Below are 22856 nucleotides of genomic sequence, written 5' to 3'. Positions count from 1 at the left end.
GATGTTCGGGATGTCAGTGTTCCAGTCGGTTCTGGAGCGATTGAAAGCGGAAGAAGACGAGGAAGGCGCGGCTGATGATGAGCAGGCGCTCCACACCAGTATCCGTGGCCTGAACGGCGGCTTCGTCGGCAACCTTGCTGCATCCGGCATGGCCGACAGCAGCGCAGTTCAGCGCGCCTATTTCGATACGGCCAGCGACGAGATGCTGGCGCCACCGAAACCTCTGCCTAAACCTGTCATGCCGGAACACCTGCACCGCATTCGCCCCGGGCAGATTGCCGCCGATCTGGGATTGACGGAGACTGAGACGGCGCAAGGACTGGCCGACAAGCGCAGGCGTTTTGCTGGTGACAACCATCCGGACGTGCACCCCCCGGAATTTCGCACCAACGCGACCATCAGGATGAAAATCGCCAACATGCTGATCGATGAGGCACAAAGGCGATTGCGACTGATGCAGCGGCGTTGACAATCAGACCGGATCGTCGGTCTTTGCCTCTTCGACTATCTCCGCCTTCGGCTTGAAGAAGATGATCAGCACGCAGGCGGTATAGGCCGAGACCGCCAGAAAGATCATCCCCCAGGTATCCGCCCCGTTCCAGAATTCGACGGCAGTCCATGCACAGCAAAGCACCACGATCAAAAGCCGAACCCAGAGCGGCTTGTAGAATGGGTGATCCGGATCGATGAGCTTCATCATGCTAACTGTCCTTGAGGATTTGCCCGGCCATACGGGCCTCGCATCAAAGGCCACAGCTTTATGTCCAAAACGACATTTGCCGCAAGAGGCTGGTGGGTTTAACAGCTTGACGGCACGGCCCTAAATAGAATAAATATTCCGAAAAATAAGTTCGTTACGTTTTTATTCCGATTTTCGTATCTGCCGGAGGAGATATACGGCGCGCTTATCGGCTTAAGAAAGAAACAGGGAGAGAGAGACTGCACCTGCCCGCCATCTGCGACCGGCAGACGCATGAGACTGTCTTCATTGCATCAGCGCGGACCTGTCTTCCGCAACGCCTGTCCGGAGTGAGCGTCATCACCCCGTCCCTTCGCGGCGCTGTGCCGCTCGTCAAAAAGAGATGAACATGACCGTCAGATTTGGTCTTCTTGGTGCCGGCCGTATCGGCAAGGTCCACGCAAAAGCCGTCAGCGCCAATGCGGATGCTGTTCTCGTCGCCGTCGCGGACGCCTTCCCCGAGGCCGCCAACGCCATTGCCAAGCAATATGGCTGCGCGGTCCGCACAATTGAAGATATCCAAAAGTCGGCAGATATCGATGCCGTCGTCATTTGCACCCCGACCGACACCCATGCCGACCTGATCGAACGCTTCGCCCGCGCCGGCAAGGCGATCTTTTGCGAAAAGCCGATCGATCTCGATGTCGGCCGCGTACGCGACTGCATGAAAGTTGTCGAAGAAACCAAGGGCAAGCTGATGGTCGGCTTCAACCGCCGCTTCGACCCGCATTTCATGGCCGTCCGTAAGGCGATCGACGATGGCAAGATTGGCGATGTCGAAATGGTTACGATCATTTCGCGCGATCCGGGCGCCCCGCCAGTCGATTACATCAAGCGCTCCGGCGGCATCTTCCGCGACATGACCATCCACGATTTCGACATGGCCCGCTTCCTGCTCGGTGAAGAACCGGTCGCCGTCACCGCCCATGCCGCCGTTCTGGTCGATCCGGAAATCGGCAAGGCCGGCGACTTCGACAGCGTATCGGTCATTCTCGAAACCGCATCCGGCAAGCAGGCGATCATCTCCAACTCCCGCCGCGCCACCTATGGCTACGACCAGCGCATTGAAGTGCACGGCTCGAAGGGCGTCGTTTCGGCCGAAAACCAGCGCGCCGTTTCGATCGAAATCGCCAATGGCGACGGCTATACCCGCCCGCCGCTCCATGATTTCTTCATGACCCGCTACACCGAAGCCTATGCCAACGAAATCGCCAGCTTCATCTCTGCGATCGAAAAGGGCACCAAGATCACACCTTCGGGCGCTGATGGCCTTGCAGCTCTGGCGCTGGCCGATGCAGCTGTGAAGTCGGTCGCCGAAAAGAAGCAGATCCGCGTCGGCGCTTAAACGATAAATGCAACGACGGAAGGCCGGGTTCGCCCGGCCTTTTTATATCAGGCTTGCTCAACCGTTGGCGGAACCGGCCGGAAAGCCGCGATATCGTGGTCCATGTCGGTCAGCGCCCGATCCAGATGACCATCAAAAACCAGTCTCTGTTCATCGAAGATCACCGAAATCTCCGGTTTGCCTTGCAGACGGACCTCATGCGATTGCTCAAGCCCTTCGTCGACGCCCCGCTGCAAGAGATCGAAATAGCGCGTTCCCGGTCCGGTGATGTAGATCGGCATGCGATCGTAAAGGCTGAGCAGCCGCGAAAGACCGTTACCGAGTGCAATACCGGCCTGACGAAAGGCATACCCCGCCATGCGATTTCCCTGGCGGGCACTCGCGGCGATCTTGTCCATTTCCGCCAACGGAACGAACTTGGCCGGGATCGTATCGGGTGGCACCTCGAAAGCGGTGCGTAGGATGCCATAGAACCCAGCCGACGCCTCGATGCAGCCGAAGGAGCCACAACGGCACAGGCAACCATTGGCCGCATGCAGCATGTGACCGAAATTGGGAGCCGTTACCTCCAGTTCGCCGAACCTGTCCTTGCGGGCAACGCCAAGCCCGATGCTATGGCCAAGCGACAAGGCGGCCAGTGCGCGAAACGAACCGGCCTGGCTTGCATCCGCCTTCATCCCCAGAGCCTGCGCAACCAGCAGGGTCTCGTTGTTCAACGTAACCTTGGCGCCCCATTCCGGCTGCAGCAGCGAAACAAAATCGATCTGCTCGCCGCCAAAGACCGGCGACCACAACAGCCGCTTTCCGTCGGCATCGACCGTGCCCTTGCTGGAGATCGAAATCGCGAGGATTTGTTCCTTGTTCAGCCTAGAGCGATGAACGAGACGCACCAGCGCATCCAGGAATCCCTCGGCGAAATCCTGCGTTCCGACGACCTTGTGATTGCGCGGCTCCTCGAAACGGTCGATCAGCCGCCCGGAATAATCGACCAGCGAATATTGCACCATATCCGAGGAGATTCGCACAGCGATCAGAAAGCCGCTGTCCCGGCGCTGTGCAAACAGCACCCGCGGCCGTCCGCGCCCCGAAGGCGCCTGCTGCTCCGCCTTCTCGATAACCCCTACCCGCTCCAGCTCGGCAGTGATCGCCGAAACCGTCGCAGACGCCAGTCCGGTATGTTCGGATATATCTGTGTGAGAGAGCGGGCCAAGGCGCCGCAACGTCGCAAGCACGAGCGCACTGTTCTGCTGACGCACCAGTTCGGTGCTGGATTTAGTCAGCATTGCGCATCCCTATGATTCACGAATTCCACAAACACATGCTCCTCCCAAAGCATCTGCCCGATGTCAAATGGCCTTGTCCAAAGCTTTGTTGACAGCCCCGAAAAACTCTGACATCTATTTTCTCGACTGTCGAGAAAAAACTCTTTTGGGTTCGCGGCAGGCAAATTTGCTGGCCGGGGGCCGTGCGGGAGGTTCGCGCGGACGGCCAGCGGTCACTTGGGAGGACTTCATGAAATCAGTTTTGACACTGATGGCAGGCGCTGCCATCATCGTATCCCTGCACACTGCAGCCATGGCCAAGGATCTGGTCGTCGGCGTTTCCTGGTCGAACTTCCAGGAAGAACGCTGGAAGACCGACGAAGCCGCCATCAAGGCTGCCCTCGAAGCGTCCGGCGACAAGTATATCTCCGCTGACGCCCAGGCATCCGCCGCCAAGCAGCTGACCGACATCGAGTCGCTGATCGCACAGGGCGCCAACGCCATCATCGTTCTGGCGCAGGATTCGGAAGCCATCGGCCCGGCCATCGAAAAGGCAGCTGCTGAAGGCATACCGGTCGTCGGCTACGACCGCCTGATTGAAAACCCGGCTGCTTACTACATCACCTTCGACAACAAGGAAGTCGGCCGCATGCAGGCTGCCGAAGTGTTCAAGGTCAAGCCGGAAGGCAACTACGTCTTCATCAAGGGCGCTTCGACAGACCCGAACGCTGACTTCCTGTTCTCCGGACAGATGGAAGTGCTGAAGGCTGCCATGGACGCAGGCAAGATCAAGAATGTCGGCGAAGCCTACACGGACGGCTGGAAGCCGGAAGCTGCCCAGAAGAACATGGAGCAGTTCCTGACCGCCAACGACAACAAGGTCGACGGTGTCGTCTCCTCGAACGACGGCATGGCCGGCGGCGTTGTCGCAGCACTTGAAGCACAGGGCCTCGCAGGCTCGGTTCCTGTTTCGGGTCAGGACGGCGACAAGGCCGCTTTGAACCGCGTTGCCCTCGGCACCCAGACCGTCTCCGTCTGGAAAGACAGCCGCGAACTCGGCAAGAAGGCCGGCGAAATCGCCGTAGCACTTGCTGGCGGCGCGGCCATGGATGCGATCCCGGGAACTGTAAAGTTCGCTGGCGGCCCGAAGGGCGTCGAGATGCAGTCGTTCTTCATCGCACCGCAGCCGATCACCAAGGACAATCTGAACGTCGTTATCGACGCCGGCTGGATTTCCAAGGAAGAAACCTGCCAGGGCGTGAAGGCCGGAACCGTTGCAGTCTGCAACTGATCCGATCCTGAACATGGGCAGATAAAGTCCCGTCACGAGCGCCGCAGCGACCACGTTGCGGCGCTTCTCCGATGTGCGGGACTTTTTAGACAAGAATAAAGGGGGAGTAATCAGCAAATGGCGAACACCACCATTGCCACGCCTTCCAGCAGCGTGCGCCAGACACAGGGGACTGCCCTGCAGCGTTTCCTGCAGGCGACGGAGATCGATACCCGGCTTTTGGGCATGATCGCAGCGCTGATGTGCATCTGGCTCGGCTTTCAATATTTTACCGGCGGGCTTTTCCTGACGCCACGCAATCTGTGGAACCTGACGGTTCAGGCTGCGTCGGTCTCGGTCATGGCAACGGGCATGGTGCTCGTCATCGTCACCCGCAATATCGACCTCTCGGTCGGCTCGATCCTCGGCTTTGTCGGCATGATCATGGCGATCACCCAGGCCAAGATCCTGCCACCGCTGATCGGCTTCGACAATCCGGCCACCTGGATCATCGCGCTGACGGTTGGCATCGTGCTTGGAACCGCCATTGGCGCCTTCCAGGGCGTCATCATCGCCTTTCTCAATGTGCCCGCCTTCATCGTCACGCTCGGCGGCCTGCTGATCTGGCGCGCTGCGGCCTTCCTCGTCATCTCCGGCGCTACCGTCGCCCCGATGGACTCGACCTTCCGCCTGATGGGCGGCGGCGCTGAAGGATCGATCGGCGCCACGGCAAGCTGGGTCGTCGGCATCATCGCCTGCCTCATCATCGTTGCCTCGATCATCAACTCGCGCAAGCAGCGCAAGCGCTTCGGCTTTCCGCTGCGGCCGATGTGGGCTGAATATTTCCTCTCGCTGGTTGGTTGCGTCACGGTGATGATCGCCGTCTGGGTGCTGAACAGCTATTACATGCCGGTCAACCTCGCCAAGAAATATGCCGAGGCCCACAACATTCCCTGGCCTGAAGGCGGTCTGCAGATCCCGCTCGGCATCGCCATCCCGGTCCTCATGGCCGTCGGTATCGCCATCGCCATGAGCTTCCTCACCACCCGCACCCGTTTCGGCCGTTATGTCTTTGCGATCGGCGGCAACCCGGAAGCAGCAGAACTCGCAGGCATCAAGACCCGCTGGGTGACGGTACGCATCTTCGCGCTGATGGGCGCGCTCTGCGCCATCGCCGCCGCCATTTCGACGGCACGTCTCAACGCTGCCACCAATGCGCAAGGCACGCTCGACGAACTGTACACGATCGCCGCTGCGGTCATCGGCGGCACCTCGCTTGCCGGTGGCATGGGCACCATCTCCGGTGCGGTTCTCGGCGCCATCGTCATGCAATCCCTGCAGTCCGGCATGGTGCTCCTGCGCATCGACACACCGCTGCAAAGCATCGTCATCGGCATCGTGCTGGTTATGGCCGTCTGGCTGGATACCGTTTATCGCGGCCGAGCCAAGTAAGAGGAGTTCGAACAATGACGGAACAACGCACTCCGCTGGTGGAAATGAAGAATATTTCCATCTCCTTCGGCGGCATCCACGCCGTCGACAATGCCTCGGTCGATCTTTTCCCGGGCGAAGTCGTCGCTCTTCTCGGGCACAATGGTGCCGGAAAATCGACACTGATCAAGATCCTGTCGGGCGCCTACAAGCGCGATGCCGGAGAGATCCTGATCAATGGCGAACCGGTTCAGATCAACAACCCGCGTGACGCCAAGGGTTACGGCATCGAGACGATCTACCAGACGCTCGCCGTTGCCGACAATGTCGATGCCGCAGCCAACCTCTATCTCGGCCGCGAGCTGCGCACCCCCTGGGGCACGCTCGACGATGTTGCGATGGAAGCCAAAGCCCGCGAAGTCATGGGCCGGCTCAACCCGAACTTCCGCCGCTTCAAGGAACCGGTGAAGGCATTGTCCGGTGGTCAGCGCCAGTCGGTGGCCATCGCCCGCGCCATCCTGTTCGATGCTCGTATCCTGATCATGGACGAGCCGACGGCAGCACTCGGACCCCAGGAAACGGCGCAGGTCGGCGAGCTGATCAAGCAGCTGAAGCGCGAAGGCATTGGCATCTTCCTGATCAGCCATGACATCCACGACGTCTTCGACCTTGCCGATCGTGTGTCGGTGATGAAGAACGGCCAGGTCGTCGGCCATGCCCGCACCGAAGACGTCACCAAGGACGAAGTGCTGGGGATGATCATTCTCGGCAAGGTCCCGCCCAAGGCAATTCCCGGCCCGGGCGCCATGCAGACGGCCTGAGTGATCCGGTTGCCTGAAAAATCCGATGCCGCGCTCCCGGAGCGCGGCATTTTTCATGATGACCGATAGCGCGAAGCCTCCGCCCTTCCACATTGGCTGCGGGACAAATGAGGCTGATTTCAACGAACCGGAATTTCCTGCCGCCATAACGCTTTCACCATTGATGCGCCGCTTGTCCTAGGCTATGAACCGGTCACAGCCTGCTTCGACGCCTTGCCGTCGCGGATGCACCCGTAGCTCAGCTGGATAGAGTACTGCCCTCCGAAGGCAGGGGTCACTGGTTCGAATCCAGTCGGGTGCACCATTTGCTGACCTTGCCGCCAGATTGTGGTATCCGGTTTCGCAAACGGAATTGGACGCTACCCAGCTCACGGCAGATGTAGAACATCATTACTCCCCGCCAGCAGAACCGATATCTGCGGTAGGAGCCTGCATTGATCCATGCGATATGGACGCAAGCGATCGCCACGTAGAAAAATCGACCGAGGACCTATGGCCCGCAAGAACAGAGACGAGGTGGCTTCCTGGGACGTGGAGCCAGAACCAACGCTTTGCCCGATGTGCGAGCGCGTGATTCCGGATGATCAGAAAGATGCCCACCATCTCGTTCCGAAAAGCAAGGGTGGTAAGAAAACCGTTTGCCTGCACCGTGTCTGTCATAACCAGATACATGCGATCTTCACTGATTCCCAACTCGCGAAAAAATTCTTCACGATCGAGGCCATCCTTGAGGACCCTGCTGTGCAGAAATTCGTCGCGTGGGTCAAAAGCAAGCCTCCCGGCTTCTCCGACTTGGCGAAGGAATCGCGGCAAGGGCCTGGATCAGGTCGAGGGCGCAAACAATAACCGCACGAACCCTCTGCGTTGGGCTGACAACGGTCACGGAACCAGTGGCTGCTATGCACTAAAAGCCGCCGCTAGACTTCGGCCAAGCGGTTTCGGATGAGTTTCGCCCTCATCCAGTAAGTTACAGTCCTTCTCTTACACGTCTCCCTAAGCATTCCGGCATAATAGATTCCGCGAACGCATCGACAGTCCAATCTATCCAGTTCACACCTATTGTGAGCGCACCACTTTCTGTTTTGCGATGAAATCCCTCAATTGATCTAAACCGGTTTCACATTCTGGTTCATGCGGAACAGATTGTGCGGGTCGTATCGCCGTTTGATCTCGCTGAGCCGCTGATAGTTGCCGGCATAGGCGGCCGCGACGCGGTCTCCCTCATCTTCAGGCATGAAGTTGATATAGGCGGTTCCGGTGGAATACGGTTTGGCTGCCTCGAAGAGCTGGCGCGCCCAGCCGATGCAGGCATCGTCCATCCCCGGTTCGCGCCAGCGCGCGTGCACGTTCATGACGAAATGCGCGTTGCGTTGCGGGAAGGCAGTCGCGTCGGCTGCGATGCGACCGGCAGCGCCACCGACATGGGCGATGAAGATCTCGCATTCCGGTCCCGGCAGCTTGCGGACGGCATCGAGCAGAATGTCGATCGTCCTATCGGAAAGCGCCATGAAATCGTGGCTCTTCCAGTAATTGCGCGCGCCGGGTGTCAACAGCGGATCAAATGCCTGCTGCCAGCCGGAAAACGGACTGGGGCCGACGACATCAGCGATGGGATTGCCGATCGAGCGCAGGCGGGCGGTCGCCGCCTCACCTGACGCGGCATCGCCGCAGTAGCACATGGCGAGAACCAGCACTTCCTTGCCGTGCCACTCCTGAGGTAGAAATGGCAACGGCGGCGCCTGCCGCATCACGGCCCAGCAGGTCAGTTCATCCGGCGCGGTTTCCAACACTTGACGGTATTGTTCGAGCACTGATTTCGCATCCTCGAACGGATGGACGACAAGCCCCGCGGTGACCTGCGGACCGAGATCATGAAGCTTGAATTCGAATGCCGTGACGATACCGAAATTGCCGCCACCACCTCTCAGCGCCCAGAACAGATCGCTGTTTTCCGTCGCACTGGCACGCACCAGATTGCCATCCGCCGTTACCACATCGGCAGACACAAGACTGTCGATCGTCAGACCGAACTTGCGCGTGATCCAGCCAAACCCACCGCCGAGCGTCAACCCGGCAATACCCGTCGTCGAGTTGATCCCGGTCGGCACGGCAAGCCCGAAGGACTGGGTTTCGCTATCGACATCGGCCAGTGTTGCACCGGGCTCAACCCAGGCCCGTTTAGCGGCGGCATCAACCCGCACGGACGTCATCGGCGACAGGTCGATCATCACGCCGCCCTCACAGACCGCATTGCCGGCAATGTTGTGCCCACCGCCACGCACGGCGACAAGCAGCCTGTTATCGCTGGCAAACCGCACAGCACGAAGAACGTCCGCAGCACCGGCACAACGCACGATCAGCGCGGGCTTGCGGTCAATCATCCCATTCCAGATGGCCCGCACTTCGTCATAGGACGCATCGTCGGCATCCAGCACGTCGCCGCGCTGCTGCCACGCGAAAGCCTCTATGGCCGCCGCGCTTACGGTCGTCTTTCCTGCCTGCAGATTCATGAGGCTCATATCGTTCATGACACACCCCTCCAAGGTGAACCATGCCCCAGCCGCCGTACTTTGCGCCTTTCTAATGTATAGCGCAAGACAGGCCCAATTGAGCAGACCGGACGACTGATTCTGGGGTCGAGGAGGAACCAGCTCAGGTGCCGGTTCCCGACCTCACGCCATGCTGGCGTCCCGGACGAAGCCCTTGCTCGCGACCATCAGGTTCTTGGTATAGTCTTCCTTGAGACGACCCGCGACCAGATCGGCGGATGACAGCCGTTCCACGACCTTGCCGCCCTTCATCACCGCCAGCCGTTCGCACATATGCGTGACGACGCCGAGATCGTGGCTGACCATGATGTAGGTGAGCTTGCGGTCGCGGCGAACCTGTTCCAGGAGGTTGAGCACTTCGGCCTGGACGGAAGCATCCAGCGCCGAGGTGGGTTCATCGAGCAGCATGATCTGCGGTTCGATGATCAGCGCCCGGGCAATGGCGATGCGCTGGCGCTGGCCGCCGGAGAGCTGGTGCGAATAGCGGAAGCGGAACGACGAGCCGAGACCGACTTCATCGAGCGCCCGCAGGATGCGCCGTTCGGCATCGGCAATGCCGTGAACGGCAAGCGGTTCCTGCAGCAGCCGGTCGACCGTCTGGCGCGGATGCAGCGAACCATAGGGATCCTGAAACACCATCTGCACCTGGCGATAGAACGCCTTGTCGCGACGCTTCACATCCAGCGGTTTGCCATCAAGCACGATGCGGCCGGATGCCACCGGCGAAAGCCCGGCGATGGCGCGCAAGAGCGTCGATTTTCCTGATCCGGATTCGCCGACAAGACCGAAGGATTCGCCTAGCGTGACATCGATGCTGACATTATCGAGCGCCAGGAAATCTTCATAGGCGACGGTCAGGTTTTCTGCCGAAACAATTGCGGTCATAGCGCCCACTCCGGCTGGCGGTCGAGCACTGGCAACGGATGCCGGTTGGTGCCGAGCGTCGGCATGCAATTGAGCAGGCCCTGCGTGTAAGGATGTTTCGCATTGCCGAGATCGGACGCTGCCAGTTCCTCGACGATCTTGCCGGCATACATGACGATGACACGGTCGCAGAAGGACGAGACCAGCCGCAGATCATGCGAGATGAAGATCAGCCCCATTCCGCGTTCTGCAACGAGCTTGTCGAGAATGCCGAGCACCTCGAGCTGCACGGTCACATCGAGCGCCGAGGTCGGTTCGTCGGCGACCAGCAGTTCAGGCCCAGCGATCAGCATCATCGCGATCATCGCCCGCTGGCCCATGCCGCCCGAAACCTCGTGCGGATGAAGATCGAAGACACGGCCGGCATCGCGAATCTGCACGGCCTCGAGCATGGCGATGGCACGATCGCGGGCTTCGCGCTTGCTGACATTTTCATGCGTGCGCAGCGTCTCGACGATCTGGCGGCCGATGCTCATCACCGGGTTGAGCGAGTATTTCGGATCCTGCAGGATCATCGCGATGCGGCTGCCGCGCAGGTTCCGGCGGGTTTTCGCCGGCGCGGTCAGCAGGTCAATGCCGTCAAAGTTCAACGTCTTGGCCGAAATCTTGGCATGGACGGGCGTCAGGCCCATGATCGCCCTGCCCGTCTGCGATTTTCCCGAGCCGCTTTCGCCGACAATGCCGAGCCGTTCGCGGCCGAGCGTGAAGGAAACACCGCGCACCGCCTCGATCAAGCCGGTACGTGTGGGAAACGAGACCCTGAGATCATCGACCGTCAGCATCGTGCTCATTGGCCGCTCTCCCGTGGATCGAGTGCGTCGCGCAGGCCGTCACCCAAAAGGTTGAAGCCGAGGCTGACGATCAGGATGGCGATGCCTGGCATGGTGGCAACCCACCACTGATCGACAATGAAGCGGCGGCCGGAGGCAATCATCGCACCCCATTCCGGCAGCGGCGGCTGAGCGCCGAGGCCGAGGAAACCGAGACCGGCGGCCGTCAGAATGATCCCGGCCATATCGAGCGTCACACGGACGATCAGCGACGACGTGCACATCGGCATCACATGCCGAAGGACGATGCGGAATGGCGATGCGCCCATCAGTTGTACGGCGGCGATATAATCGGAATTGCGCACGCTCAAGGTTTCAGCGCGAGCAATACGGGCATAAGGCGGCCAAGAGGTAATAGCGATGGCAATGATCGCATTCTGGATGCCAGGCCCCATGGCCGCAACGAATGCGAGTGCCAGAACCAGCTTCGGAAACGCGAGGAAAATGTCGGTAATGCGCATCAGCACCGCATCGACCCAGCCGCCTGCATAGCCGGAGATGGCGCCGACCAGCAGGCCGATGGGGGCTGCGATGATCGCCACGAGTACGATAACCAGCAGCGTCAACCGCGAACCGTGCAACAGGCGTGAAAGGATATCCCTGCCCTGATCGTCTGTCCCGAGCAGATAACCTTCGCTTCCCGGCGGCAATAGCCGTGCACCGCCAAGATTGCCGATGACGGGTGAATGCGGCGCAAGGACATCGGCAAAGATGGCAACCAGGATAAGCAGCAGGATGATGCAGAGACCGGCAACCGCAAGCTTGTTAGCGGAAAACCGCTGCCAGGTCATATAGGCGCGACCAAGCCGGGCCTGCAGGCGCGATTGCGGCCTGTCGGACATCAGCCACTGGCGGCGGGTCATGGGGGTGGTTTGAAGGCTGGACTGGCTCATCGCGCACGCGTCCTTGGGTCAAGTGTCCGGTAAAGAAGATCGGACAGGATATTGATGGCGATGAAGACGGAACCGATGACGATGGTGCCGCCCAGAACCGCGTTCATGTCGGCGTTCTGCAGCGAATTGGTGATGTAGAGCCCAAGCCCCGGCCATGCGAACACAGTCTCCGTGAGCACCGAGCCTTCGAGTAGCCCGGCATAGGAGAGCGCAATCACCGTTACCAGCGGCACCGCGGCGTTGCGCAGGGCATGTCCCCAGATGATGCGGGTTTCCGACAGGCCCTTGGCACGCGCCGCGACGATATATTCCTGGCCGAGTTCGTTGAGCATGAAACTGCGGGTCATACGGCTGATATAAGCCAGCGAGAAATAGCCGAGCAGGCTGGCCGGAAGGATGATGTGACGGAAGACATCGCGGAACACGTCCCACTGCCCCTGCCAGAGTGAATCCAGCAGGTAGAGGCCGGTTATCGGCGTAAAACTGTATTCGTAGACAATGTCGATACGGCCCGGATAGGCGACCCAGCGAAGCTTGGCGTAAAAGAACAGCAGCGACAGCAGAGCCAGCCAGAAGATCGGCACCGAATAGCCGACAAGCCCGATGACGCGAACGATCTGGTCGGCGATCGAGCCACGCTTGACGGCTGCGAGCACGCCAAGCGGTACGCCGATCAGGCTACCGATGATGGTGCCCAGCGTCGCAAGCTCCAGCGTCGCGGGAAAGACGCGGCGGATATCGGCCATGACCGGATTGGTTGTTAGCACCGAGGTGCCGAAATTGCCGGTCAGCGCATCACGCACATAGATATAAAACTGTTCATAGAGCGGCTTGTTGAAGCCCATCAACTCGCGGGTTCGCTCGACGACATGCGCCGGCGCCCGGTCGCCGAGAACGGCGAGTACCGGATCGATGGGGATCACGCGGCCGATGAAGAATGTCACGGCCAGAAGACCGAGATAGGTCGTGACGATGATGACCAGGAAGCGCAGGATGCTCTTAGCCCAGCCGTTGGCACGGGCGCGTTTGCGCCCGGCCACTTGCGTTGTTTCAGGAGATGTCACAGGCTATCCCCGGATCAATCCTTGGAGACCGTGAAGACGTAATTGGTATCGAAGCTCGGACCGAGCTTGAAACCCTTCACGTTGGCGCGCGTGCCTGCAACTTCCGTCTGCTGGAAGATGACCACGAACGGGCTCTTCTCAAGCACCTTCTTCTGCAGGTCCTTGTACATGTCGGCGCGCTTGGCGGCATCCTTCTCGAGCAGGGCAGCCTTGCTCTCTTCCGTCCATTCCTTCGGAACGTCCCAGGTATTGCGCCAGGCGAGCGTCTTGTTCTTGCCTTCGTCGGAATTGTCCGGGTTGACGGTAAAGGTTTCGGCGTTGGAGTTCGGATCGAAGTAATCCTGGCCCCACTGGCCGATATAGATGTCGTGCGTGCGATTGCGGTACTTGGTCAGCGTCTGCTTACCATCGCCCGGGACGATTTCCATCTTGATGTTGGCCTGAGCCAGCGTCTGCTGGATGGATTCGGCAATACCCGTGATCGGCTGGGTGTTGCGTACATCCATCGTCACCGAGAAACCATCAGCAAGACCGGCCTTGGCCAGCAGTTCCTTGGCCTTGGCAACATCGAGCTTGTAGGGATTTTCCGGCAGTTCGCCCAGAACGCCCTTTGGCAGGAAGGTCTGGTGGATCTCGCCGATGCCCTTGATCAGGGTCGATCCGATTGCGTCGTAGTCAACCAGATACTTGAAGGCTTCCGCGACTTCCGGCTTTGCCAGATTGGCGTTCTTCTGGTTGAGGCTGAAGTAATAGACCGTACCCTTCGGCGCATTGGTGGTGGCAAGCTCGGCATTCTTCGAAACGGCGTCGAAATCGCCCGGCTCGAGATTGCGCGCCACATCGATGTCGCCAGCTTCCAGTGCCAGACGCTGACCGGAGCTTTCCTTCATGTGACGATAGATGACGCGGGCCAGCGGCGTCTTTTCGCCGTAGTAGTTGTCATTGCGCTCCATGACGACAACTTCGTTGGCGCGCCATTCGCGCAGCTTGAAGGCGCCCGATCCGGCGTAACCGGTCTTCAGCCATTCATTGCCGAAATCGTTGTCATACTTGTATTCGGCCGATGGCGTAACGGCAGCCACGTGTTCCATCACCAGCTTCTTGTCAACGACAGCGCCGACCGTTGCCGTCAGGCAGTTCAGCACGAAGCTCGGCGCATAGGCCTTGTCGACGGTGAATGTGAACGTGCTCGCATCCGTCGCCCTGGCCTTTTCCGTGACGTTGTCGCCGGTCAGACCAAACTGCGTGAGAATGAAGGCCGGGCTCTTGTCGAGCTTGACGACGCGTTCGATGGAGAACGCGACATCCTCAGCCGTTACCGGGTTACCGGAGGCAAATTTCGTGTCGGGCTTCATCTTGAACGTGTAGGTCAGGCCATCGTCGGAGACGGTCCAGCTTTCGGCGAGATCACCAACGACCTTGGACGTGTCGTTGATATCGAGGCGAACAAGGTAGCTATAGGTGTTGGCGGTGACTTCGGCGGTCGACAGTTCGAACGCTTCGCCCGGATCCATGCTGATAATGTCGTCGATCGCCCAGCCTTCGACCAGCGTGTCGGCTGGGGTTTCGGCGAATGCAGGCGCACCTGCCATCAAGATCAGCGACATGGCGGCGCCAGCCGTCAACATGCGAACATGCTTGTTCAGTGAATGCATCATCTCTCTGTTCCCTTTTTTAAGCCCGCAATGGGCCTTTTCTTTTTGGTTCAAGCGGCTTCGTGCCAGGCCTGCCCCAAAACCCTCAGCCAGTTTTCCCGGCATATTTTTGTCAGTTCGGCGTCACCATATCCGGCGTCCCGCAGGGCAGCAATCAGGTTCTGACTGCCTGCCGCGTCGGTTATGCCTTCCGGAATGGTCGCACCGTCGAAGTCGGACCCAAGCGCCACGCAATCGATGCCCATACGCTCGACCATGTAGTCGATATGGCGGACCATGTCGGAGATCGGCGTATTGGCGTTTTCCAGCCCGTCCGGCCGCAACATCGTGGTCGCGTAGTTCAGCCCGGCCAGGCCCCTGCTGTCGCGGATCGCATCCAGCTGGCGGTCCGTCAGGTTGCGGGCAACGGCAGTCAGGGAATGCGCGTTGGAATGGCTGGCGATCAGCGGCTGGTCAGTGGTTTTCGCCACGTCCCAGAAGCCCTTCTCGGTGATATGGGCGAGATCGATGAGAATCCCGAGGCGGTTGCACGCACGCACGAGGTCGAAGCCGGCTTCGGTCAGGCCCGGCCCGGTGTCAGGTCCCATCGGATAGGCAAAAGGCACACCGTGGCCAAATATATTATTGCGGCTCCACACAGGCCCAAGCGAACGCAATCCGGCAGCGTGGAATGTTTCAAGCGCGGTCAGATCCGCGCCGATCGCCTCGCAGCCTTCCATATGAAGAACCGCGGCAAAAATGCCCTTCTCCATCGCCGCCCGGATATCGGCGGTTGAACGGCAAAGCTTCCAGGCACCGGCACGATCGAGCCGGAGAGCAATGGCGGCGAACTCCAGCGCGATGTCGAGAGACGGTTGCCGCTCCAGCGGCTCGGACAAGTCCGTGGCATAGTGGCCATTCTCGTCGGGCGTCTTCAGAACGAGATGGTCGGACGGGATGTAGATCGCCGACAGCCCACCAATGAGACCACCCTTTTTGGCGCGAGGGCCATCGATATGGCCTTCCGTTGTGCCTTCAGAAAACTCGATAACCGGGTCAGCGCCATTTTTGGCATTGCTCCACAGTCTCAGCAACACATCGTTGTGGCCGTCGAAAACCGCCTGCATTCAAAAAAATCCCGTCCTGCCTGGTCCGTCTATTGGCGTCAGCCAATTTTTGTCCGATTGGTCAAGAATGCGATGCTAGTCAATGATATGACAAATAACAATGCGGCTTCTGAAAAATTCAACAGGCAAAAAACAATGATGGTATAACACCTTACCTGCTCGCGTCAGACGAGAACGGCGTGATCCCCAGGCAGACGGAGACGTGCAGCCGGGCCGTTGAAAAAATGCAGGAAAACAAAAATTCTATGTCTGTTGGCGGGAAAATCTGGCATTGCAGGACAGGGAAACGAAGGAGGGCTGTCATGAACATGGAACGGCGTGAAGTGCTTGCGACACAGCCCTCGATGACGGGTGCCGCATTATGAGCGAACCTGTTCAACGCCCTCGCTTTCACCTCCTCGGCATCATCATACGGGTGATTTCGAGCCTTGCCATTCTTGGCTTCGCAGCCTGGGGGGCGATGGCGCTGTTTTATCAGGCGCCCGGTCCTGAACCGGTGAGACTATTGATCGCAGCGCTATGGGTCATCGTCTCGCTTGTTGCACTCTATGCCTATATACGCTGGCACTCCCGTATCGCGGCACTGCTCTATCCCTTGATGATCGCTGCGCTGCTGTTCTGGTGGAACGCCATACCGGCGAGCAACAGCCGCGACTGGGCAGACGAAGTCGCGCATATCGTTTCGGGCGTCGTCAACGGCCCGCAGGTGACCCTTGCCAATGTCCGCAATTTCGACTGGCGGACATCGACCGACTACACGGCACGTTGGGAAAATCGAACCTACGATCTCGATAAGCTCGCCTCGGTTGATCTGCTGCTTTCCTATTGGTCGAGCCCGGCGATTGCCCATACGCTGGTCTCCTTCGGCTTCGACGATGGTCAGTTCGTCACCTTCTCGGTGGAAATCCGCAAGGAACGAACCGAGAGCTTCTCGGAGATCGGCGGCTTCTTCAAGGAATTCGAGATGAGCGTCATTGCCGCCGACGAACGCGATATCGTCAGGGTGCGCACCAATGTCCGCAAGGAAGACGTCTATCTCTACCGTCTCAACATTCCCAAACCGGCGATGCGCTCGCTTTTCCTGTCCTATGTCGACACGGCGAATGGCCTCAACGAGACGCCGCAATATTACAATACGATCACGGGCAACTGCACGACGATCGTTTTCGCCATGATCAACCATATCGTCTCCGGCGCTCTGCCGCTGGATTACCGGCTGATCTTTTCAGGCTACCTGCCCTCCTACATCATCGACGTGAATGGCTTCACGCCCGGCTTTACGCTGGAGCAACTCCGGAGCGGCGGCGCCATCAGCGCACGGGCGCAGGCAGCGGATAATGCGCCCGATTTCTCCCGCCAAATTCGCGAGGGCGTGCCGGGCGTAACCCCTTTGCCGCAACCATAATGCGTCTTGAATTGGAACGGCAGATGACAGGAACACCCGCATGAACCTCAAGGAGTTCGCAAACCGGCTCGAACTGTCGCAGACGACAGTCAGCCGCGCTTTGAGTGGCTATCCGGAGGTCAAGCAGGCAACCCGCGAACGCGTGCTGAAGGCGGCGCTCGAATATGGCTACCGGCCCAATACCAGCGCACTCGGGCTCGCGACAGGCCGGGTCGGCGCCATCGGCATCGTGCTCAAGGGCGGTGGCGAATTCGGGCCGCATACCAGCGAATTCATGGGTGGACTTGGCGGGCGGCTGCAGCAAGAAGAGATCGACATTCTCGTTTCCACGGTGGATTCCGAGGAAGCCGAACTGTCCACCTACCGCCGTCTTGCCGCCAGCAAACGCGTCGATGCCGTCATCCTGCATTCGCCCTTTCTCGACGATCCGCGCATCGCGCTGCTCAATTCGCTCCGCCTGCCCTTCATCGTTCATGGCCGCACCAATTCCGACGGCAATTTCGGCTGGCTGGATATCGATAATTTCGGCGCCGTGCGCCAGTCCACCAGCCACCTGCTCGATCTCGGCCATCGCCGCATCGGCCTGCTCAACGGCTATCGCGGCCGGATCTTTGCCGAACATCGCCAGGACGGCTACCAGACCGCGCTGAGCGCCCGCGGCGTCAGTATTGATCCAGCACTTTGCGGGCATGGTGAGTTCACCGACGAGATGGGTTTTCGGCTGATGCAGGGATTTCTCAAGCTCGAAAACCCACCGACCGCCGTCGTTGCCGGATCGATGATGTCAGCGCTCGGTGCCATGCGGGCGATTCGCATCGCTGGTCTGACGGTCGGCGCGGATATCTCGCTGATCGCCCATGACGACGTCTTTCCGTATATCAGCCCCGATCACCTCGTGCCGACACTCTCGACGACGCGATCATCGATCCGCGCAGCGGGTGCGCGGATCGGAGAAATGGTGCTGGAAATGCTGCAGGGGGCACCGGTCGAAAACCTGCGCGAAGTCTGGCCGGTGGAACTGGTCATCCGCAACTCGACGGCTGCGGTAAAGAGGGCCTAAACCGCGAGTTCGCGGCGTTCCTTCTCGGTGACCATAGCCAGATCGAGAACCTTCTGCAGATCGGCGGCATGGCGGAAGCCAGGCTCAACCGTCTTGCCGGCCCGGACCGCGTCGATGAAGCGCTGGTAGTTGGTCAGCACAGTTCCCGCATCGACATCCTTCCAGACGCCCTTTTCGATGTCGTCTCCAAGGCAAGCCTTGAGCGTCGAACCATCGGGCGTGTGGATCACCTCGATCGCGCCCTCGTCGCCGTGCATGCGCAGGCGCAGCTCGTTGAGATGACCCACGGCCCACCGGCTGGCATGAATGACGCCCATGGCGCCATTGTCGAACTCGGCCGTCATGGTAAAACTGTCATTGGCATCGAGATCGTATTCGCCGATCTTGTTGCCGGGCGCCTTGTCGAAGGTCTTCAGGCGGGCGAAAATATGCTCCACGTCGGTCGCCGCACCATAACCTGCGAAATCGAGGATATGGATGCCAACGTCGCCGAGCACGCCGTTTGAGCCATGCTTGGTGGACAGCCGCCAGAGCCATTGCGATTCCGTTGCCCAGTCGCCCCAGGCCTTGGAGACCAGCCAGCTCTGCAGATAGGACGCCTCAATATGGCGGACCTTGCCGATCTCGCCGGCCAGAACCATCTGCCGGGCCTTCTGCACCTCGGCAACATTGCGGTAGGTGAGGTTGACCATCGTCACCAGACCGGATTTTTCCGCAGCCGCCGCCATCTCGTCGGCCTTGGCATAGTCCTCGGCCAATGGCTTTTCACACAGCACGTGCTTTCCGGCAGCGAGAAGCTTGAGCGTCGTCGGATAGTGGATCTTGTCCGGCGTCACATTGGTGACGGCATCGAATTCGCCCCAGGCAATCGCCTCGTCGAGCGAGGTGAATGTCCTGGCGATCTCATGGCGCGCCGCAAATGCCTGCACGCGAACGAGATCGACATCGACGGCCGCAACGAGTTCAACGCCTGCGATCGTGGCAAAGTTCATGGCATGCGTATTGGCCATGCCGCCGGTGCCGAGAACGAGGAGACGGATCGGCTTCATCACTTGTACCCCTGCTCACCGGCTTGATGCAGTTTGGGACCGCGCTCGACGATCGGCTCCAGTGCCTTTTCGACCGGCACGTTCGGCGCATCGTGGATGGCGCTGTAGGTGCCCTGCGGATTGTAAGCCCACTTCACCGAGTTGCGTAGAACCTTGTGCACGTTGGCGTCATGATAGGTCGGATAGGTCTCATGGCCGGGACGGAAATAGAAGATGTTGCCAGCCCCGCGGCGCCAGGTGAGACCCGAGCGGAACACTTCACCACCGGCAAACCACGAGATGAACACGGTTTCCAGCGGCTCCGGCACGGAGAACTGCTCGCCGTACATTTCCTCGTTTTCGAGCACGAAATTCTCATCCAGGCCTTCGGCGATCGGATGGCGCGGATTGATTACCCACAGCCGCTCGCGCTCGCCCGCCTCGCGCCACTTGAGCGCGCAAGGCGTGCCCATCAGCCGCTTGAAGGGCTTGGAGAAATGGCCGGAATGCAGCACGATCAGGCCCATGCCCTCCCAGACCCGCTTGGCGACGCGCTCGACGATCTCGTCGGATACGGCGCCATGATCCTGGTGTCCCCACCAGAGCAGGACATCGGTGTTCGCCAAACGATCGACGCTGAGGCCGTGCTCCGGCTCCTGCAATGTCGCCGTCGTCGCCTCGATGCCCGTATCGGTGTTCAGCGCCGCGGCAATCGTGTTGTGCATGCCGTTCGGATAGATGCTTCTGACGACCTCGTTGGTCTGCTCGTGGATATTCTCGCCCCAGACAACTGCCTTGATGGTCATGACCAATCCTTCTTTCGACGCTTCATCCATCAGCGCTCGATAAAATTGAAACCGCTTTCAATTTTCAGCGATAGATTCCACCCAACACTTTTGCAAGTGAAAATCTGACGCCAGGACGGGTTTAATGGAAGGTGGATTTGGAGAAGACGTTGAGAACCACAACGCCGGCAATGATCAGCCCGAGCCCGAGAATGGCTGCCAGATCAAGCTTCTGCCCGAAGACAAAATAGCCGACGAGCGAAATCAGCACAATGCCGAGGCCGCTCCAGATCGCATAGGCGATACCGACCGGAATGACCCGCAGCGTGTAGGACAGAAAATAGAAGGCGATCGCGTAGCAGACTACCATTATGAGTGTTGGCACCAGCTTGGTAAAATGCTGGGCGGCCTGCATTGCCGATGTGCCGAGCACCTCGAAAACAATGGCGACGACGAGCACGGCGTAGAGCATTGCAGGGTTCATGTAAGGTTCCGATCGCCGATGATTGCAGAGCCAGAATATGGCAGGGGCCTTTTATTGCAGGGAAAGTGCCACGAGTTGCGCCCGCATCGCCTGACGCATCGACTGGTCGAGATCGTGGCTTTTGAGGATATCCGCCAGCCAAAGACCATCTGCAGCAAACCGCGCCAGCAGACATCCGGCCGAGGAATCGGTGCCGACGAATTCATCGGCGTGATCCGCCACCCATAACCGCCAGCGTTCACGCAACTGCGGCTCGGACAGAAGAGCAACGGTCAGGACTTGCCAACCCTGGGCATCCGCATCCTCCTCCAGCGCAAAGACGACGGACAGGTAAGCGCGGGTGAAACGGCCGTGGGCGACCGGATCGTTGCGCATTTCCTCCTCGATCGCCCGATCGAGTTTCTCCGTCAGATCGTCGAAGAGACCGTTCAGAAGCGCCATCTTGTTGGGGAAATGATGCAGCAAACCGCCTTTGCTGACGCCGGCTGCCTGCGACACCGCATCGAGCGTCACGCCCGCGGCCCCCTGCTCCAACGACAGTCGCGCGGCCACCTCCAGCAGTTGCTGGCGGACCAGTTCCGGTTGCTTGCGGCGATGGTGAGCGATGGACATGAGGCATTAAGATACCGTCTGGACGGTTTGTCAAGGCAATTCAATTTCCGGATTTCGACGCGATCAATCGACGCAACCCTTGTTCCCCCGTGAAAAACGGTTGGAACGGCAGAGCATGACACGCTAGAACGGCTATCGAGCAGGGGCATTATGATGACCGACGGCCAGACGGAAACACTTTACAACGCTATCGGCGGCGACGGCACCGTCCGGGCGCTCACTCATCGTTTCTATCAATTGATGGATACGTTGCCGGAAGCCGCCCGCTGCCGGGCCATCCATCCGGCCGATCTCACTGGCAGTGAAGAGAAATTCTACGAATACCTCACCGGCTGGCTCGGCGGACCGCCGCTCTACACCGACAAGCGCGGCCACCCTCGCCTCAGAAGCCGCCATTTCGGTGCTGCAATCGGCGCGGAGGAACGCGACGAATGGCTGCTGTGCTTTACGCGAGCACTGGAAGAGACGGTGCCGCATCCGCAATTGCGATCGATCATTCTGGAGCCGGTGACACGGCTTGCCCATCATATGCAGAACAAGGACGAATAGACATGCAGAACGGGCAGTTTCGGCCGGTTACCCTTTTCATCGCCGGCCTGATGGGGCTGTTCGGAGTTATCAGCGCCGCTGCTGCGTCTCATGGAGCGGATCCACGCCTGCTGGGTGGCGCTTCGGCAATGTGTCTGGCGCACGCCCCTGCCCTGATCGCGCTATATGCCGCCTGGCCGGTCATGCGGACGGCGGCGATTGCAGCCTTGCTGCTTTCGGCAGGAACGGCCCTGTTTGCCGCCGATCTGACCGCGCGCCATTTCCTCGGTCACGGACTGTTTCCGATGTCAGCACCATCAGGCGGCGTTTTGATGATGCTCGGCTGGCTCTCCGTCGCAGCCGGTGCATTCTTCATGCGGAAAGAAAGCTAGACCATTTCTGCGCAATTCCGGACGCAAAATCGCTGCGCACTTTTGCTGCAATGGCTCTATGCGCCTTCGACGACGGAGAAACCTTCAAACTTCGGAGGCCCAAGATACATCGCCCGGTTATCGCCAGCGCTCTTATGTGCCGCGCGAAAATTCTCCGACTTTGTCCAGGCGGTAAAGGCGTCCCGGCTTTCCCAGATCGAACTCGACACAAACAAAGTGTAGCCTTCGTCAGCAACGGTATCGCCGCGCAAGAGCTTGAACTCCTTAAAGCCAGCATTTTCTGCCAGGCTGGAATCGCGGTTTTTCCAGACGTCTTCGAACGCCGTTTCGTGGCCGATCGCGATCCTGAACCTATTCATGGCAAAAAACATGCGGATATCCTCAAGCTTGATTTTTGGCCTGCACCGTCGCTGCAGTATTGGAAGGAAATGGCAGGATATTGTCTCTTGGCTCAGGCGCAAGCCCCAACGGCGCGCGCGCCGGCGGGCGGGCGTGCCAGACGGGAAATGCCTCGACGTTCGGATTGTCTTCAACCAAACGCGCCCGGCGCGACAATAGCTCATACAGTTCCGGAACCAGCCCATCGCCGAATTGCGAAGCCAGCTTGTGCAGTCCGATCATCGTGAATTGATCGGGACGCTCATTGCTCATCTCTTATCTCCAGAAGAATTGG

At 59.5% G+C, this 22856-nt stretch carries 25 protein-coding genes and 1 tRNA gene; 11 read left to right on the top strand and 15 right to left on the bottom strand.

The window, feature by feature from the left end; genetic code table 11:
- Position 1 precedes the first annotated feature (1 nt).
- Positions 2-469 carry a hypothetical protein gene (locus R6X40_RS01220; protein ID WP_318410295.1) on the top strand — a complete coding sequence of 156 codons (468 nt, stop codon included), beginning with the start codon at positions 2-4 and terminating at the stop codon, positions 467-469.
- 3 nt (positions 470-472) lie between these two features.
- On the opposite strand, the gene R6X40_RS01215 is transcribed toward R6X40_RS01220, so the two are convergent.
- Entirely contained in the window at positions 473-700 is a 228-nt protein-coding gene (locus R6X40_RS01215) for a hypothetical protein (protein WP_318410294.1), read from the bottom strand.
- A 388-nt stretch (positions 701-1088) separates the two neighbouring features.
- On the opposite strand from R6X40_RS01215, the gene iolG reads away from it, so the two are divergent.
- Positions 1089-2084: an inositol 2-dehydrogenase gene (iolG, locus tag R6X40_RS01210; protein ID WP_318410292.1), complete on the top strand. Its 996-nt coding sequence runs from the start codon at positions 1089-1091 to the stop codon at positions 2082-2084.
- A 47-nt stretch (positions 2085-2131) separates the two neighbouring features.
- Here the strand turns inward: iolG and R6X40_RS01205 are convergent, their stop codons facing one another.
- Entirely contained in the window at positions 2132-3367 is a 1236-nt protein-coding gene (locus tag R6X40_RS01205; RefSeq protein WP_318410290.1) for an ROK family transcriptional regulator, read from the bottom strand.
- A gap of 229 nt (positions 3368-3596) precedes the next feature.
- Between R6X40_RS01205 and xylF the strand changes: the two genes are divergently transcribed.
- The 5 genes from xylF (at position 3597) to R6X40_RS01180 (ending at position 7714) form a co-directional block, all read left to right on the top strand.
- Positions 3597-4637 (top strand): D-xylose ABC transporter substrate-binding protein, encoded by a 1041-nt coding sequence (xylF, locus tag R6X40_RS01200; RefSeq protein WP_318410288.1) that lies wholly within the window; start codon positions 3597-3599, stop codon positions 4635-4637.
- 117 nt (positions 4638-4754) lie between these two features.
- Positions 4755-6068: a sugar ABC transporter permease gene (locus R6X40_RS01195; RefSeq protein WP_318410286.1), complete on the top strand. Its 1314-nt coding sequence runs from the start codon at positions 4755-4757 to the stop codon at positions 6066-6068.
- 14 nt (positions 6069-6082) lie between these two features.
- Entirely contained in the window at positions 6083-6868 is a 786-nt protein-coding gene (locus tag R6X40_RS01190) for an ATP-binding cassette domain-containing protein (protein WP_318410285.1), read from the top strand.
- A 227-nt stretch (positions 6869-7095) separates the two neighbouring features.
- A tRNA-Arg gene (locus R6X40_RS01185) sits at positions 7096-7172 on the top strand.
- 188 nt (positions 7173-7360) lie between these two features.
- Complete coding sequence (locus R6X40_RS01180) at positions 7361-7714, top strand: HNH endonuclease signature motif containing protein (RefSeq protein WP_318410283.1); 354 nt, start codon at positions 7361-7363, stop codon at positions 7712-7714.
- A gap of 260 nt (positions 7715-7974) precedes the next feature.
- Here R6X40_RS01180 and R6X40_RS01175 read toward each other — a convergent pair whose 3' ends face one another.
- From R6X40_RS01175 to R6X40_RS01145, 7 genes are all read right to left on the bottom strand, one after another.
- A complete protein-coding gene (locus R6X40_RS01175; RefSeq protein WP_318410282.1) occupies positions 7975-9396 on the bottom strand; it encodes an FAD-binding oxidoreductase in 1422 nt (473 codons plus the stop codon).
- 144 nt (positions 9397-9540) lie between these two features.
- Positions 9541-10302 carry an ABC transporter ATP-binding protein gene (locus R6X40_RS01170; protein WP_318410280.1) on the bottom strand — a complete coding sequence of 254 codons (762 nt, stop codon included), beginning with the start codon at positions 10300-10302 and terminating at the stop codon, positions 9541-9543.
- Entirely contained in the window at positions 10299-11132 is an 834-nt protein-coding gene (locus tag R6X40_RS01165) for an ABC transporter ATP-binding protein (protein ID WP_318410279.1), read from the bottom strand. The genes R6X40_RS01170 and R6X40_RS01165 overlap by 4 nt, the downstream gene beginning before the upstream one ends.
- A complete protein-coding gene (locus R6X40_RS01160) occupies positions 11129-12064 on the bottom strand; it encodes an ABC transporter permease (protein ID WP_318410278.1) in 936 nt (311 codons plus the stop codon). The genes R6X40_RS01165 and R6X40_RS01160 overlap by 4 nt, the downstream gene beginning before the upstream one ends.
- Complete coding sequence (locus R6X40_RS01155) at positions 12061-13128, bottom strand: ABC transporter permease (protein ID WP_318410276.1); 1068 nt, start codon at positions 13126-13128, stop codon at positions 12061-12063. Before R6X40_RS01155 ends, R6X40_RS01160 begins: the two co-directional genes overlap by 4 nt.
- Positions 13129-13142: 14 nt before the next feature.
- Positions 13143-14786 carry an ABC transporter substrate-binding protein gene (locus R6X40_RS01150; RefSeq protein WP_318410274.1) on the bottom strand — a complete coding sequence of 548 codons (1644 nt, stop codon included), beginning with the start codon at positions 14784-14786 and terminating at the stop codon, positions 13143-13145.
- A gap of 47 nt (positions 14787-14833) precedes the next feature.
- On the bottom strand, positions 14834-15889 hold the full coding sequence (locus R6X40_RS01145) for a dipeptidase (protein WP_318410272.1): 1056 nt from the start codon (positions 15887-15889) through the stop codon (positions 14834-14836).
- Positions 15890-16250: 361 nt separating this feature from the next.
- On the opposite strand from R6X40_RS01145, the gene R6X40_RS01140 reads away from it, so the two are divergent.
- Both R6X40_RS01140 and R6X40_RS01135 read left to right on the top strand, forming a co-directional pair.
- Entirely contained in the window at positions 16251-17294 is a 1044-nt protein-coding gene (locus tag R6X40_RS01140) for a DUF4105 domain-containing protein (RefSeq protein WP_318410270.1), read from the top strand.
- A 40-nt stretch (positions 17295-17334) separates the two neighbouring features.
- Positions 17335-18354 carry a substrate-binding domain-containing protein gene (locus R6X40_RS01135; RefSeq protein ID WP_318410269.1) on the top strand — a complete coding sequence of 340 codons (1020 nt, stop codon included), beginning with the start codon at positions 17335-17337 and terminating at the stop codon, positions 18352-18354.
- On the opposite strand, the gene R6X40_RS01130 is transcribed toward R6X40_RS01135, so the two are convergent.
- The 4 genes from R6X40_RS01130 to R6X40_RS01115 form a co-directional block, all read right to left on the bottom strand.
- Complete coding sequence (locus R6X40_RS01130; protein ID WP_412178320.1) at positions 18351-19394, bottom strand: Gfo/Idh/MocA family protein; 1044 nt, start codon at positions 19392-19394, stop codon at positions 18351-18353. The genes R6X40_RS01135 and R6X40_RS01130 overlap by 4 nt on opposite strands.
- Before the next feature lie 8 nt (positions 19395-19402).
- Positions 19403-20188 carry a ThuA domain-containing protein gene (locus R6X40_RS01125; RefSeq protein WP_318410267.1) on the bottom strand — a complete coding sequence of 262 codons (786 nt, stop codon included), beginning with the start codon at positions 20186-20188 and terminating at the stop codon, positions 19403-19405.
- Positions 20189-20309: 121 nt separating this feature from the next.
- Complete coding sequence (locus R6X40_RS01120; protein WP_318410265.1) at positions 20310-20651, bottom strand: DMT family transporter; 342 nt, start codon at positions 20649-20651, stop codon at positions 20310-20312.
- Positions 20652-20702: 51 nt separating this feature from the next.
- The gene (locus tag R6X40_RS01115; protein WP_318410264.1) at positions 20703-21263 is read right to left on the bottom strand and encodes a TetR/AcrR family transcriptional regulator; all 561 of its coding nucleotides are present in this window, start codon (positions 21261-21263) and stop codon (positions 20703-20705) included.
- A gap of 153 nt (positions 21264-21416) precedes the next feature.
- On the opposite strand from R6X40_RS01115, the gene R6X40_RS01110 reads away from it, so the two are divergent.
- Together R6X40_RS01110 and R6X40_RS01105 are read left to right on the top strand one after the other, a co-directional pair.
- The gene (locus R6X40_RS01110) at positions 21417-21812 is read left to right on the top strand and encodes a group II truncated hemoglobin (protein WP_318411264.1); all 396 of its coding nucleotides are present in this window, start codon (positions 21417-21419) and stop codon (positions 21810-21812) included.
- A 2-nt stretch (positions 21813-21814) separates the two neighbouring features.
- Positions 21815-22183, top strand: coding sequence for a DUF423 domain-containing protein (locus tag R6X40_RS01105; protein ID WP_318410262.1), 369 nt, complete (start codon positions 21815-21817; stop codon positions 22181-22183).
- Positions 22184-22239: 56 nt separating this feature from the next.
- On the opposite strand, the gene R6X40_RS01100 is transcribed toward R6X40_RS01105, so the two are convergent.
- Both R6X40_RS01100 and R6X40_RS01095 read right to left on the bottom strand, forming a co-directional pair.
- Complete coding sequence (locus tag R6X40_RS01100) at positions 22240-22554, bottom strand: antibiotic biosynthesis monooxygenase (RefSeq protein WP_318410260.1); 315 nt, start codon at positions 22552-22554, stop codon at positions 22240-22242.
- Positions 22555-22564: 10 nt separating this feature from the next.
- Positions 22565-22834 carry a hypothetical protein gene (locus tag R6X40_RS01095; RefSeq protein WP_318410259.1) on the bottom strand — a complete coding sequence of 90 codons (270 nt, stop codon included), beginning with the start codon at positions 22832-22834 and terminating at the stop codon, positions 22565-22567.
- Positions 22835-22856 lie beyond the last annotated feature (22 nt).

Origin of the sequence: Rhizobium sp. PL01 (assembly GCF_033447125.1) — a bacterium.
In the GTDB taxonomy this organism is placed as follows: Bacteria; Pseudomonadota; Alphaproteobacteria; order Rhizobiales; family Rhizobiaceae; genus Pararhizobium.
This window is presented reverse-complemented; position numbering and strand designations above follow the sequence as displayed.